Origin of the sequence: Brevibacterium pigmentatum (assembly GCF_011617465.1) — a bacterium.
GTDB lineage: Bacteria > Actinomycetota > Actinomycetes > Actinomycetales > Brevibacteriaceae > Brevibacterium > Brevibacterium pigmentatum.
On record NZ_CP050153.1, the window covers coordinates 1245034 to 1258674 of the forward strand.

Annotated in this window: 12 protein-coding genes and 1 tRNA gene; 10 read left to right on the forward strand and 3 right to left on the reverse strand. The window is 65.1% G+C overall.

Annotated elements, in window-relative coordinates; translation table 11 throughout:
* Positions 1–65: 65 nt before the first annotated feature.
* Positions 66–455 (reverse strand): hypothetical protein, encoded by a 390-nt coding sequence (locus tag GUY30_RS05575; protein ID WP_167194795.1) that lies wholly within the window; start codon positions 453–455, stop codon positions 66–68.
* 64 nt (positions 456–519) lie between these two features.
* Between GUY30_RS05575 and GUY30_RS05580 the strand changes: the two genes are divergently transcribed.
* From GUY30_RS05580 to pth, 6 genes are all read left to right on the forward strand, one after another.
* Positions 520–591: transfer RNA gene (locus GUY30_RS05580), tRNA-Gln, on the forward strand.
* A 32-nt stretch (positions 592–623) separates the two neighbouring features.
* Positions 624–2081: a bifunctional UDP-N-acetylglucosamine diphosphorylase/glucosamine-1-phosphate N-acetyltransferase GlmU gene (gene glmU / locus GUY30_RS05585; RefSeq protein ID WP_167194798.1), complete on the forward strand. Its 1458-nt coding sequence runs from the start codon at positions 624–626 to the stop codon at positions 2079–2081.
* Complete coding sequence (locus GUY30_RS05590; protein ID WP_167194800.1) at positions 2074–3045, forward strand: ribose-phosphate diphosphokinase; 972 nt, start codon at positions 2074–2076, stop codon at positions 3043–3045. Before glmU ends, GUY30_RS05590 begins: the two co-directional genes overlap by 8 nt.
* A gap of 262 nt (positions 3046–3307) precedes the next feature.
* On the forward strand, positions 3308–4324 hold the full coding sequence (locus tag GUY30_RS05595) for an alpha/beta fold hydrolase (protein ID WP_167194804.1): 1017 nt from the start codon (positions 3308–3310) through the stop codon (positions 4322–4324).
* Positions 4325–4472: 148 nt separating this feature from the next.
* Entirely contained in the window at positions 4473–5114 is a 642-nt protein-coding gene (locus tag GUY30_RS05600; RefSeq protein WP_167194807.1) for a 50S ribosomal protein L25/general stress protein Ctc, read from the forward strand.
* A gap of 190 nt (positions 5115–5304) precedes the next feature.
* Positions 5305–5904, forward strand: a complete 600-nt coding sequence (gene pth / locus GUY30_RS05605; protein WP_167194809.1) for an aminoacyl-tRNA hydrolase — start codon at positions 5305–5307, stop codon at positions 5902–5904.
* Positions 5905–5946: 42 nt separating this feature from the next.
* Here pth and GUY30_RS05610 read toward each other — a convergent pair whose 3' ends face one another.
* Both GUY30_RS05610 and GUY30_RS05615 read right to left on the reverse strand, forming a co-directional pair.
* Positions 5947–6666: a rhomboid family intramembrane serine protease gene (locus GUY30_RS05610; protein ID WP_167194811.1), complete on the reverse strand. Its 720-nt coding sequence runs from the start codon at positions 6664–6666 to the stop codon at positions 5947–5949.
* 125 nt (positions 6667–6791) lie between these two features.
* Entirely contained in the window at positions 6792–8264 is a 1473-nt protein-coding gene (locus GUY30_RS05615) for an arylsulfotransferase family protein (RefSeq protein ID WP_167194814.1), read from the reverse strand.
* Positions 8265–8366: 102 nt separating this feature from the next.
* On the opposite strand from GUY30_RS05615, the gene mfd reads away from it, so the two are divergent.
* The 4 genes from mfd (at position 8367) to GUY30_RS05635 (ending at position 13639) form a co-directional block, all read left to right on the forward strand.
* Positions 8367–11969 carry a transcription-repair coupling factor gene (gene mfd, locus GUY30_RS05620; protein WP_167194817.1) on the forward strand — a complete coding sequence of 1201 codons (3603 nt, stop codon included), beginning with the start codon at positions 8367–8369 and terminating at the stop codon, positions 11967–11969.
* 120 nt (positions 11970–12089) lie between these two features.
* A complete protein-coding gene (locus tag GUY30_RS05625; protein ID WP_167194820.1) occupies positions 12090–12284 on the forward strand; it encodes a CsbD family protein in 195 nt (64 codons plus the stop codon).
* Positions 12285–12347: 63 nt separating this feature from the next.
* Complete coding sequence (locus GUY30_RS05630; RefSeq protein ID WP_228281721.1) at positions 12348–12812, forward strand: MazG nucleotide pyrophosphohydrolase domain-containing protein; 465 nt, start codon at positions 12348–12350, stop codon at positions 12810–12812.
* Positions 12809–13639, forward strand: a complete 831-nt coding sequence (locus GUY30_RS05635) for a tyrosine-protein phosphatase (RefSeq protein ID WP_167194823.1) — start codon at positions 12809–12811, stop codon at positions 13637–13639. The genes GUY30_RS05630 and GUY30_RS05635 overlap by 4 nt, the downstream gene beginning before the upstream one ends.
* Positions 13640–13641 lie beyond the last annotated feature (2 nt).

Sequence of the window (13641 nt, forward strand, 5' to 3'; positions counted from 1 at the left end):
ACCTGACGGCGGCTCAGCAACCTCGCGCGAGGTTGCTGAGCCGCCGTCAGGTAGTAATTAGTGGGTCAGTGGATGAAGACGGCCACGATGACGTTGATCACCGCGAAGATGACGACGAGGTGAGCCATGGTCGCCGACGGGTTCTTCGTCGCTGTGGCGCCGCCCTCGGCAGGGGCAGCAGCGGCGAAGGCCTTCTGCTTCTTGTTGCCGATGAAGGCGAAGACCGTGACGAGGATCGCCACGACCAGTTTGATGCCGATCTTCATATGGTTGACGTCGCCATCGCCCATCTCGGCCAGACCCACGAGCAGCAGGCCGGTGACCAGCTGCAGATAGGACCCGTGCAGCATTCCGGGCATCACCTTGGGGGAGCGGATGACGGTGAAATAGCCGCCGACAATGATCGCCATACCCAGCAGATGCAGGGTCAGAAGAATCTCGCGTAGAATTTCCATACAGTTAATCGTAGTGGCATGATGGTGTCTCGTGAGCGCGGGCCCCTCTACTGGTGCACGCTGTTCCGCCCTGGTGTAATGGCAGCACGCCGGCCTTTGGAGCCGTGCAGTATAGGTTCGAATCCTATGGGCGGAGCTGGCCCAACCCGACATGCGAAGGATTCAACTATGTCGCAGACTCATCCGACCGCCGTCATCGTCCTGGCAGCGGGCCAAGGCACTCGAATGAAGTCGGCTCTTCCCAAGGTGATGCATCCCATCGGCGGACGCTCCCTGCTTCATCACTCCGTCGCAGCAGCGGCCGGAACCTCTCCGGAACATCTCATCGTCGTCGTCCGCCACGAGCGCGATCAGCTCGTCGCCCACCTCGACTCCCTTCCCGTGTCCTCCCAGCGGACCCTGCTCATCGCCGACCAGGACGAAGTTCCGGGCACCGGACGCGCCACCGAATGCGCGCTGACCCAGCTGCCCGAGGACCTCACCGGAACCGTCGTCGTCACCTACGGCGATGTGCCGCTGCTGACCACCGAGACGATCACGGGCCTCGTCGAAATCCACGAATCCAACGCCAACGCCGTCACCGTCCTGTCCGCCGAGGTGGACGACCCGACCGGGTACGGCCGCATCATCCGCGACGAAGCCGGCTCCCTGCTGCGCATCGTCGAGCAGAAGGACGCGAACGAGACCGAGCGGGCCGTCCGTGAGATCAACTCCGGCATCTACGCCTTCGACGCCTCCGCGCTCAGGGAAGGCCTGGCCTCTCTGACCACTGACAACGCGCAGGGCGAGAAGTACCTCACCGACGTCATCGGCCACTCCCGGGAGGCCGGCCGCTCCGTCGCCGCCACCGCCACCGACGACCTGTGGCAGGTCGAAGGGGCGAATGACCGCGTGCAGCTGGCGAACCTCGGCAAGGAGCTCAACCGCCGCCAGTGCGAGAAGTTCATGCGCGCCGGAGTCTCCATCATCGACCCCGACACCACATGGATCGACGTCGACGTCTCCATCGCCGCCGATGCGACGATCCTCCCGGGCACCCAGCTGCTGGGCGCCACCGACATCGCTGCCGGTGCCATCGTCGGTCCCGACACCACGCTGAAGGACACCGAGGTGGGGGAGGGTGCCAAGGTCGTGCGCACCCACGGCGAACTCGCCGTCGTCGGTCCGAACGCCTCAGTCGGACCGTTCGCCTACCTGCGCCCGGGCACCAAGCTCGGCGAATCCGGAAAGATCGGCACCTTCGTGGAGACGAAGAACGCCGATATCGGCACGGGTGCGAAGGTGCCCCACCTCTCCTATGTCGGCGATGCCGAGATCGGGGAGGGCTCGAACATCGGAGCCGCCTCGGTGTTCGTCAACTACGACGGCGTCAACAAGCACCGCACCGTCATCGGCAAGCATGCACGCATGGGCTCGGACAATATGTATGTCGCCCCTGTCACCGTGGGCGACGGCGCCTATTCGGGTGCAAGCACGACGGTGCGCAAGGATGTCCCTGCAGGAGCGCTGGCCATTTCGGTGGCACCGCAGCGCAACCTGGAGGGCTGGGTCCAGACAAACCGTCCCGGCACGCCTGCAGCGCAGGCAGCCGAAAACGCATCCGAAGGGGAACGGATCAGTGAATGAGATTACGACGGCGGGCGATAAGAAGCTCGTCCTGGTCAGCGGTCGGGCGAATCCCGAACTCGCCGAACAAGTCGCGGAGAACCTGGGGACCGAACTCCTCCCCACCGACATCTACAACTTCGCGAACGGTGAGATCTACGTCCGCTACTCCGAGTCGGTGCGCGGCAGCGACGTCTTCGTCCTGCAGTCGCACTGCGCTCCCATCAACGAATGGCTGATGGAGCAGCTGATCATGGTCGACGCACTCAAGCGTGCTTCGGCCAAGCGCATCACCGTCATCGCTCCGTTCTTCCCGTACGCCAGGCAGGACAAGAAGCACCGCGGACGCGAGCCCATCTCGGCCCGCCTCGTCGCCGATCTGTACAAGACCGCCGGTGCTGACCGCATCATCACCGTCGACCTGCACACTGCGCAGATCCAGGGCTACTTCGACGGCCCCGTCGATCACCTCATCGCGATGCCGATCCTCGCTGGCTACGTCAAGGACAAGTACCCCGGTGACCTCGCCGTGGTCTCGCCCGACGCCGGACGCATCAAGGTCGCGGAGAACTGGTCGAACTCGCTGGGCGGAGTGCCGCTGGCCTTCATTCACAAGACCCGTGACATCACCCGACCGAACGAGACCAAGGCCAACCGCGTCGTCGGTGAGGTCGAGGGACGCACCTGCGTGCTCGTCGACGACATGATCGACACCGGAGGCACCATCGTCCAGGCCGCCGATGCCTGCATGGCTGCCGGCGCCAAGGGCGTCATCGTCGTGTCCACCCACGCCGTGTTCTCCGGCCCGGCTGTCGAACGACTGTCGAGCTCCGTGGCCGAAGAAGTCATCGTCACGAACACGCTGCCGCTGAGCGAGGACAAGATCTTCGACAAGCTCACCGTGCTCTCCATCGCCCCGCTCATCGCCCGTGCTGTGCACGAGGTCTTCGAAGACGGATCGGTCACGAGCCTCTTCGAGGTCTGAGTCCGCAAGGTCTGAGACCACAGACTCTGAGACCACAAGGTCTGAAAGTGCGGCCGCCCCTACGAGGGCGCACACACTGACGGAACCCCGAGTCGGCCACCGGCCCGGGGTTCCGTCAGTGTACGGACAGAATTCGCCCGCATCCGGCGAACCCGGCGCACCGGAACCGGGAAGTCCGGTGGTCCCGCACCCGGAACCCATCGTCGCGGTTGCCGTGAGGTCCTACACTGGAGGCAACGCCTAAGCGAAGGGATCAGGGACGATGTCCTCACACGATTACAACCGGTACCGCGTGGACGTCCCCGGAGGGCAACTGTCCGTGGGAGTGTGGGAGCCGGTGGCCAGCGGCCCCGGACGCGTGCCCACCGTGTGCGTCATCCACGGCATCACCTCCAATCACCTGTTCTTCGCCGGCCTCGTCTCCGCCCTCCCCGGAGTTCGCATCATCGGACCCGACCTGCGCGGACGCGCCGACTCCCGCACCCTGCCCGGGCCGTTCGGGATGGCCGCCCACGCACAGGATGTCACCGCCGTTCTCGACGCCTTCGCCCCGGAGAGCCCGGTCACTCTGGTCGGGCATTCCATGGGCGGGTTCGTCGCCATGACCCTGGCAGGCACGGCGGCTGAGCAGAACTTCGATACCGGCGCCGAGGCGGCCAGGCGCTTCCGCGGCCCCGTCCTCATCGACGGGGGACTTCCCCTGCCCGTGGGCCAGCCCCATGGAGACGGTCCCGTCGATGACCTCAACGACGAGGACCTCGACACCGATGACCTCATCGCGGCCGTCCTCGGTCCGGCCGCCGAGCGGCTGTCGATGACCTTCGGCAGCGTCGAGGAGTACTTGGCGTTCTTCGCCGCCCACCCCGCCTTCGTCGACGGCCTCGACACCGTGGCGACCGAGAGCTTCGTCTACGATCTGGCGGCCAAGGACGATCACTCGTTCCAGCCTTCGACCTCGGTCGAGGCGATGCAGGCCGATTCGGCGGACATGTACACCGGATCCGACTACCGTGAGGCCCTGGAGACGGTGATGGACAGCGACGACTCCCAGGCCGAGGTGGTCTTCCTCTTTGCCGAACGCGACCTCGTCGCCGCCGAACCGGGCCTGTACCCGCCGGAGCTGACCGAGGACTTCGCCCGTCAGTGGCCGCAGATGGACATCGTCGATGTGCAGGGGACGAACCACTACGACATCCTCCTCACCGAGACCGGAATCGACGCATGTGCCGCGGCCGTGACCTCTCGGATTGGTGCCGAAACGGACGGTGCCGTAGAATAGTCGGGTTGCCTCGGCGAGGGAGACTGATGTCTCCGTGATCGACGCGGTCCTGCCCCACGAAACGAACCCTTCGGGTTCGTGATTCGCGTGGGTGCTCAGGCTGTTTCGCCGTGGTGCTCGAAGGTAAGTTCACCACGAAGGAGAGAAAATGGCTGACTTCAAACTTCTGGCCGAAGCTCGCAACGAGTTCGGCAAGGGCGCAGCGCGCCGCATCCGCCGCGCGGGACGCATCCCCGCTGTCATCTACGGCCACGGCGGAGACCCCGTGCACGTGTCCCTCGAGGGCCACGCCACCATGCTGGCTCTCAAGCACGCCAACGCGCTGCTCGAGATCGAAAGCACCGACGGATCGAAGAACGTCCTCGCCATTGCGCGCGACGTCCAGATCGAGCCCGTCCGTCGCGATATCGAGCACCTCGACCTCATCATCGTCAAGCGCGGCGAGAAGATCGAGGTCGATGTGCCGATCCACGTCGTCGGAGAAGCCGCTCCCGGCACCATGGTCTCGCAGGAAGAGTCGACCATCGCCGTCAAGGCCGATGCGACCAAGCTGCCCGAGCTCATCGAGGTCTCCATCGAAGGCCGTCCCGCCGGCGAGCACGTCCTGGCCGGTCAGGTCGAGCTGCCGGCCGGCGTCGACCTCATCGCCGACGAAGAGCAGCTCATCGTCAACGTCTCCGAAGAGATCGAGATGGACATTGAGTCCGACGCCGAGGAAGACACCGAAGAGTCGACCGAGGAAGAGGCTGCTGAGGAGTCCGGTGCAGAAGAAGCTTCCGAAGAGGAGTGATCTTCTCTCCTCACTGCACTGAGGTGCCGTGAGGAGCACTGACTGACTACGCTGTTCGGTGGGCCGCCTGTTGTGGGCGGCCCACCGAATTCGTTTCACAGCAGAGAGCACCGGCACGTGTCTCGCCCACCGGCGAGCAGAAGCATCACCGCCCGGTTCGCGGGCATGGACAGGACGGACAACGACGGCAATGTCGAACGAAGCATGGTTGGTCTTCGGGCTGGGCAACCCCGGACCCAAGTACGAAACGACCCGGCACAACATCGGACAGATGGTCATCGCCGAACTCGCCTCCCGCATCGGAACCACGCTGACGCGGACGAAGCTGCGCGCGAACGTCGGCACCGGGCGGCTGTCGACCGGCAGCGTTCCGGGACTGCCCGGTCCGCGCGTGGTCCTGGCCACCTCGACGGGATATATGAACGAATCCGGCGGACCGGTGCGTGCACTGGCCGACTTCTATGGAATCGACACCGACCGGATCATCGCCGTCCATGACGATGTGGATCTCGACTTCGACGCCATCAAAGCCAAACTCGGCGGGGGAGAGGGCGGGCACAACGGCCTGCGCTCGATGACCTCAGTGCTGGGGACGAAGGACTATCTGCGGGTCCGAGCGGGAGTCGGACGCCCGCCGGGACGGCAGGACACCGCCGACTACGTGCTGCGCCCGTTCTCGAAAGACGAACGCACGACCCTGCCGATGTTCGTCTCCGACCTCGCCGACGGCGTCGAAGAGCTCATCGTCAACGGACTCACCGACATGCAGCAGAAGTTCCATTCGCGCTGATCGAATCTCGGACGTGGACGGGGCGTCGGGCGCCGAAAAGCGTCAGGCGGTCTTCTGCTTCTCGGAGCGACGGTGCAGCCACCACGCGGCGACGATGCCGCCGGCGAACCCGAACAGGTGACCCTGCCAGGAGATGTCGTTGGTCTGCGGGAGCATGCCGAAGATCATCGATGCACCGTAGGTGACGAAGATGAACAGACCGATGGCGAAGTAGATGATCTTGCGCAGCAGGTCATCGGTGAACCAGGTGCGCAGGGCGAGGTAGCCGAAGAATCCGAAGACGATGCCGGAGGCACCGACGATGTGCTGGCCGGGCAGAGTCGTCAGCCACGCGCCGAGCCCGGAGCTCAGTGCAGTGATGCCCGTGACGGTCCAGAAGCGCCGCTTGCCTTCGAACGCGATGACGACGCCGAGGACGAGGAACGGGAAGGTATTGGCCAGGAGATGGCCGAATCCCGAGTGCAGCAACGGCGAGGTCACCAGGCCGTAGAGCGAGAGCGGATTCCACGACTGCAGACTGAAGAAGTCGAGGTCGGCGGGGAGGATCGCATCGACGATCTCGACGACCCACATGACCGCGAGCAGAATCAGCACCGGAGCGAACCGGGAGAGCAGATGCGGCCGGTCGACGGTGGTGTTCAGGTGTGCGACAGGCGGATTCGCGGAACGGCCGGAGCGGGGAGATCCGGAGTCGGCGGAGTCAGGGCCGAAGAGGAGACGGGATTCCTCGGCGGAGAAACGGGGGGAGTGGTCGGAGCTCATGCCTCAATTGTGAGCGATGAAGATTGGAGAACCCCGAACATCCGGGCCCTGCGAGCAATCGTGATCGTTCCGTTAGGCCCGTTATCGCCTCGAAATCTTCTCGGCCGGACGCGACCTGTCCCGACCTATCTGTTCTGCGGGGCGGCTGTGGTCGATCCGAGCGACTCGCCGTCCGCGTCGAGAGCTTCCACGACGATCGTCGAACCGTTCGGGGTGATGTCCGCCGCCGTCTCGAAGCCGGTGCGCTCGACCTCGGAGTTCTCGACCAGATGTTCCTCGTCGTCTCCGCTGAGCACCCTCCAAGAAGCTACCTCGGTGGCGCCGTTCCAACTCATATGCACGCGTGTGATGTCCGCCTGCGGCTGAGACTTCGTCGCGGTCGGCGGAGCGGTCGGCTGGGCATGCCAGTCGAAACGGTAGGCCCGGTAGTTCGATCCGCCGGTGAAGGTGAGGTCGGCCAGCAGCTTTCCGTCCTTGGAGAATTCCGAGACATAGGGCTCCGAACCCCAGCCGAGGACGACATTGCCGTTGGGCAGCTCCTGGAAGTTCCCCTGACTGCCCGACGAACGGTCGTCGGGGGCGGGATACTCCGTGACCACCTCGGCGCGCTTCTTCTTCTCATCGACGTCGAGGCGCAGACCACGGGTGTCACCGAGGCGGGGTGCGGCGTGGTTGTCGAACAGGGTCAGCGTTCCATCGGATCGGCGTTGGGCATCGTGCTGCCAAGCGAACTGTGCGCCGTCGCCCATCTCGAAGTCCGAGGCCTTGCCGCCCAGGACCCAGTTGAGGTCGGCGCTCTTCCGGTCGAGCTGGTAGATCGCATGGGTGTTGCGTGCCGAGACGAGGAGGGCCTGGCCATCGTCGTCCTCGGCCACGGAGTTGAGGTGGATGTAGTCGAAGGGCTCGTCCTTCGTGCCCTCACCGTCCTTGAGCTCCGTCTCGGTCTGGTCGACGGGGACTGCATCGAGGGAGCGCCATTCGAACAGCGGATCGCCGGTGTCGATATCGACCTCCTGGACGATTCCCTCCCAGGCCCAGCCGTCCTCGTCCCCGCCGACGGAAGTCAGATCCGTCTGCGTCTTCACATAGGAGATGAGGAACATGGTGTCATCAGCGGTGATGGTCGTCTCGTGGAGGTCGGAGGTGTCCTTGGGCAGCTCTCCGCCCATGCCGACACGGGCGATCTCCTGATACGAATCATCGAGGACGACGACCTCACCGGCGGTGTGCGGCGTTTCGGCCAGACCCTCCCACCACGTGAGCACCGTCTGTCCCTGGTACTCCTGGACGCGCAGGTCCCACATCTGCTCGCCATCATCGCGGATCCACACCGGGTCACCGGCGGCGTCGAGGATGAGGCCGCCGACCCAGGACTTGTCGTCGGCTGCCGTCTGTCCCTTCGGTGCGAGGAACGTCTGCAGGTCTCCGTTGTCGTCGGGGAAGGACCCGGAGTCGATATCGACCTTCGGCGGGGCGAGTTCGGGGCGGGAATGGAAGTCCCACCGTTCGGCGACGGCGATGTCGTCATCGGCATCGGCCGTGCACCCTGTGAGCAGGAGCGCCGCTGCGGCCAATCCTGCAAGGACTGTTCTCTTCATGGCCATATGCTCATCCTCACATGTTTTCCTATCCTGCGCCCCTCGGCCGATGCGAACAGGGCACGAATGGGTCGTGTCAGCTGTGTGGCCTAGACTGTTCGGGTGCTCAACGGACTTGATCTCACTCGCCGGAATCCCACCATCACCGAACTCGTCGCGGCCTTCAACGACGCGAACACCGTCGGCGGCACGATCGATGCGATCAAGGGACTGTGGCCGTCGATCCTGCGCCGAACCGTCACCACCGATGGGGCCGCCTCGGCGCCGCAGCTCATCGTCACCGCCACGACGCGTGAGGCCGAGGACCTCGCTCAGGCACTGGCCGATTGGGTGCCATCGGCGTCGATCGCGATCTTCCCCAGCTGGGAGACCCTGCCGCACGAGAAGCTGTCGCCGCGTTCGGACACCGTCGGCCAGCGCCTCGAGGTGCTGCGCCGTCTGGCCCACCCCACCTCCGGTCGGGAGCTGACCTTCATCATCGCGCCCGTGCGCGCGTTCCTCCAGCCCCTGGCCAAGGGCCTCGGCGACATCGAACCGGTCGAGCTCGCCGTCGGCGACGAATACGAGATCGATGACCTCGCCGAACGGCTGACCGAACTCGCGTACTCCCGCGTCGACATGGTCTCCAGACGCGGCGAATTCGCTGTGCGCGGCGGCATCGTCGATATCTTCCCGGCCACCTCGGAACGGGCGTTGCGTGTGGAGTTCTTCGGCGACGAAGTCGACGAGATCCGCGAATTCTCCGTCAGCGACCAGCGCTCCATCCCCGCCGACGACGGCGACGAACCCCTGCACCTGTCGGCACCGCCGTGCCGGGAGCTGCTCCTGACCGATTCCGTGCGGAAGCGGGCGGCGGAAATCGCCGAGGATGTGCCCAGCGCCGCCGATATGCTCGACAAGATCGCCGGCGGAGTCGCCGTCGAGGGCATGGAATCGCTCACCGCCGTCCTCGCCGACGGGATGGAGCCGATCATCGCTCTGCTGCCGCCCGAGTCGAAGATCATCATCACCGAACCCGAACGCGTCGAGGCCCGCGCCGCCGACCTCGTGGAGACGACGAACGAATTCCTCGAAGCCGCGTGGAGCGGTGCCGCCGGTGGGGGAGAGACCCCGATCGACCTGTCGGCTGCGAGCTTCCGAACCGTGGCCGAGATGGAGGAGGGCGCTCGCCTCATCGGCCTGGCCTGGTGGGAGATCGGCGGATTCGCCGCCGACGAGGAGCTCGCAGGCCCCGAGGAGAACATCTTCTCTGTTCCCGCCCGCATCCCGAAGGGCTATGCCGGCGATGTCGAAGCGATCCTCGCCGACGTCAAGGGACTCATCCACGACAAGTGGCGCATCCTGGTCCTCACGGAAGGCCAGGGACCGGGCCGACGCATGGTCGAGGTGTTCTCCGAAGCCGGAGTGCCCGCTTCCTTCGTCGATGACCCCACCGATCTGCCCGAGGCCCTGGTGACCGTGACGACGGCCGCGTCCTTCGGCGGATTCGTCTTCGACGATCTCAAACTCGCCGTTCTCACCGAGGCCGATGTGCTCGGTCGGGCGGCGGCCACCTCGACGCGGGATATGCGCAAGCTGCCCACCCGCCGTCGACGCAACCAGGTCGACCCGCTCAACCTGGCACCCGGCGACTACGTCGTCCACGACCAGCACGGCGTCGGACGATTCGTCGAGATGACGCAGCGGACCACGGGCAGGGGTGCGAACAAGCACACCCGCGAATACCTCATCATCGAATACGCGCCCGCCAAACGCGGACAGCCCGGCGACCGCCTCTACGTCCCCAGCGATGCGCTCGACCAGGTCACCCGCTATGTCGGCGGGGAGAGCCCGAACCTCAACAAGATGGGCGGCGCCGACTGGCAGACGACGAAGGCGAAAGCCCGCAAAGCCGTCAAGGAGATCGCCGGGGAGCTCATCCGCCTGTATTCGGCCCGCCAGGCCACGGTCGGTCACGCGTTCGGTCCGGACACTCCCTGGCAGCGCGAACTCGAGGACGCCTTCCACTATGTCGAGACCGCCGATCAGCTGACCACCATCGACGAGGTCAAATCGGATATGGAGAAGACCGTGCCGATGGACCGTCTGATCTGCGGCGATGTCGGTTACGGGAAGACGGAGATTGCGGTCCGCGCCGCGTTCAAGGCGATCCAGGAAGGCAAACAGGTCGCCGTGCTCGTGCCGACCACACTGCTCGTCCAACAGCACTATGAGACCTTCGCCGAACGCTACTCCGGATTCCCCGTCACCATCGGCGCACTCTCCCGGTTCCAGACAAAGCAGGAATCGGAGAAGGTCAAGGAGGATCTGGCCGACGGCAAGCTCGACCTCGTCATCGGCACGCACCGACTGCTCAGCGGCGAAGTGCGTTTCAAGGAACTCGGACTCGTCATCATCGACGAGGAGCAGCGCTTCGGAGTCGAACACAAGGAGACGCTCAAGGCGCTGCGGACGAACGTCGACGTCCTCGCCATGTCAGCGACCCCGATCCCGCGAACCCTGGAGATGGCCGTGACCGGCATCCGCGAGATGTCGACCCTGGCCACACCGCCGGAGGAGCGGCACCCGGTGCTGACCTATGTGGGCAAACGCGAGGACAAGCAGATCAAGGCCGCGATCCGACGCGAGCTCATGCGCGAAGGTCAGGTCTTCTACATCCACAACCGGGTCCGCGATATCGAAGCCGTCGCCGGCCATATCGCCGAAATGGTGCCCGAAGCGCGGATCGCCATCGCCCACGGCAAGATGAACGAGACCCGACTCGAACAGGTCATCGTCGACTTCTGGGAGAAGAAGTACGACGTGCTCGTGTGCACGACGATCGTCGAAACCGGAATCGACATCGCCAATGCGAACACCCTCATCATCGACAACGCCGACCGCTACGGACTCTCCCAGCTCCACCAGCTGCGCGGGCGCGTGGGACGCGGACGCGAACGCGCCTACGCCTACTTCCTCTACCCGCCGGACACTCAGCTGACCGAGACCGCCCACGACCGGCTGACGACCCTGGCCGCGCACACCGAACTGGGCGCCGGAATGCAGGTGGCGATGAAGGACCTCGAGATCCGCGGAGCCGGCAACCTGCTCGGCGGCCAGCAGTCCGGACACATCGAAGGCGTCGGCTTCGACCTCTACGTCCGACTCGTCGGTGAGGCCGTGGCGAAGTTCCGAGGTGAGGAGACCGAGCCCGAGTCGGATATGCGCATCGAGCTGCCCGTCGACGCCCACCTGCCGGCCGACTACGTCGACCACGAACGGCTGCGTCTCGAGGCCTACCGGAAGCTCGCCGCGGCAACCGACGAAGCACAGCTGCAGGAAGTCCTCGACGAACTCACCGACCGTTACGGCCCCTATCCGGAACCCGTCGGCGTCCTCGCCGATGTCGCCAGGCTGCGCATCCGCGCCCGAGCCTCCGGCGTCAACGACATCGTCATGCAGGGCAACTTCATTCGCTTCGGACCCGTCGAACTCTCCGACTCCCAGGTGGTCAGGCTCAAACGCCTGTACCCGAAGTCGCTGCTCAAACCGGCGCTGCGCTCGGTCCTCGTTCCCAAACCGATGGCTGGCAGCGGGTTCGACTCCAAGGAGATGACCGATTCGGACATCCTGCGGTGGGCACATCAGTTCCTCGACGCCATCCTGCCCGTCATCGAGTCCGAAGCCACAGAGACCAAGGACGCTGGTGCTGCGAAGAACGGTTGAGAACTTTCCGACTGTTCATCGCTGACCGGCCCAAGGGCCGAGGCGGTGGCGTAGAGTGCGAAGCGCGGAGGCATCCGCAGCAAGTGCATTTCACTCAGCCGTCTGCTAAGGAGAATCACCATGGGTGTTGACGACAAGTTCGAGAACAAGGCCGAAGAACTCGGCGGTCATGCCAAGGAGACCATCGGCGATGTGACCGGTGACGATCAGCTCAAGGCCGAAGGCGCCACCGACCAGCTCAAGGCCAAGACCAAGGACGTCGGCGAGTCGGTCAAGGACCTCGGCTCATCGGTCAAGGACAAATTCTCGAAGTGACCGACGACTCGACCCTCATCGCTGCTGTGGTGGGGGTCTTTCGTGCCGGCAGGAGGAAGATTCGTGGGTGAACGTGACGAGCAGAGCGCGGTCGAACCGCAGCTGCAGCCGGTGATCGAAGCCATGGCGACACTGCGGCGACGCTGCCCGTGGTCGAGCCGACAGGATCACCAGAGCCTGGAGAAGTACGCCACGGAAGAGACCGACGAGCTCATCGTCGCTCTCGAGGACTTCACGACAGCACCCACTGCCGAGAACCGGGCGGCCGTCGTCGAAGAACTCGGCGACGTGTTCTACCAGGTGCTCTTCCACTCCGCTCTGCTCGACGAGAGCAGCGGGCACGCATACGGCCACAGCCTCGGTGCCATCATCGACGGCCTCGAGGCCAAACTCATCCGCCGGCACCCGCTGGCATTCACCGACGACTCCGGGGATGAGATGGCGTCGTTGGAGGACGTCGAACGCGAATACCGCCGGATCAAAGCAGAAGAGAAAGCTGCAGCGCCAGGAGAGGACAGAACCCGATGAGTCTGGACAGGCTCGAGATCGAAGGCACCTTCAACTTCCGCGACCTCGGAGGACCCGCCACCGAGGCGGGGGACAGCCGAGTGCGGTCCGGGAAGGTCTTCCGCGCTGACGGGCTGGCGCAGCTGAGCGATCGAGCCCGGGCTGACATCGGCGGACTCGGCATCGGCACGGTCATCGATCTGCGCGATATCGGCGAACGGGCGAAGCTGCCCGATGCGCTCGACGGTCTCGACGTCCGTCATATCGAGCTGCCCGTCTTCGACGACCATTTCTTCCCCAGCCGACCGCTGAGCAGGGAGGAGATGAAGGCCGCCGCCGAGGCGACCGGAATGGACCTCAGCGACCGCAGCCTCAGCCGCATCTACGATCTCATGATCACGCACTTCGGCCACCGGCTGGCTGCAGCCGTCGATCTGATCGCCGAACACTGCACCGATGGCGTCGTCTTCCACTGCTCGGCCGGGAAAGATCGCACGGGTGTGATCGGAGCGTTCCTGCTCGACCTCCTCGGCGTGGGACGGCAGGAGATCGTCGACGAATACGCGATCACCTCCACCCACCTGTCCGGGGGATTCCTCGAGGCGATCACCCGGAACTTCTCCGATGCCGGGATCTCCGGCAACCTCGCTCAGACCGCCACCGCAGCCCCTCCCGAACTCATCAATGAGATCCTCGATCGGATCGAGACCGAGCACGGGGCCGCCTCGGCGAAGGACGAAGGAGCACCCGGGGCAGTCGAGGCCTACCTGCTCGCCCATGGGATGGACCCGGCGACGCCCGCGCGACTGCGCCAGTGCCTGCTCGAGTCCGCCTCGGACCGAGGGTGAGC

Excerpts from the sequence above, each read along its gene's own strand:
- GUY30_RS05575 (WP_167194795.1), bottom strand. The coding sequence starts at position 455 with ATGGAAATTCTACGCGAGATTCTTCTGACCCTGCATCTGCTGGGTATG.
- glmU (WP_167194798.1), top strand. The coding sequence starts at position 624 with ATGTCGCAGACTCATCCGACCGCCGTCATCGTCCTGGCAGCGGGCCAA.
- GUY30_RS05595 (WP_167194804.1), top strand. The coding sequence starts at position 3,308 with ATGTCCTCACACGATTACAACCGGTACCGCGTGGACGTCCCCGGAGGG.
- GUY30_RS05600 (WP_167194807.1), top strand. The coding sequence starts at position 4,473 with ATGGCTGACTTCAAACTTCTGGCCGAAGCTCGCAACGAGTTCGGCAAG.
- pth (WP_167194809.1), top strand. The coding sequence starts at position 5,305 with ATGTCGAACGAAGCATGGTTGGTCTTCGGGCTGGGCAACCCCGGACCC.
- GUY30_RS05610 (WP_167194811.1), bottom strand. The coding sequence starts at position 6,666 with ATGAGCTCCGACCACTCCCCCCGTTTCTCCGCCGAGGAATCCCGTCTC.
- GUY30_RS05615 (WP_167194814.1), bottom strand. The coding sequence starts at position 8,264 with ATGAAGAGAACAGTCCTTGCAGGATTGGCCGCAGCGGCGCTCCTGCTC.
- GUY30_RS05625 (WP_167194820.1), top strand. The coding sequence starts at position 12,090 with ATGGGTGTTGACGACAAGTTCGAGAACAAGGCCGAAGAACTCGGCGGT.
- GUY30_RS05635 (WP_167194823.1), top strand. The coding sequence starts at position 12,809 with ATGAGTCTGGACAGGCTCGAGATCGAAGGCACCTTCAACTTCCGCGAC.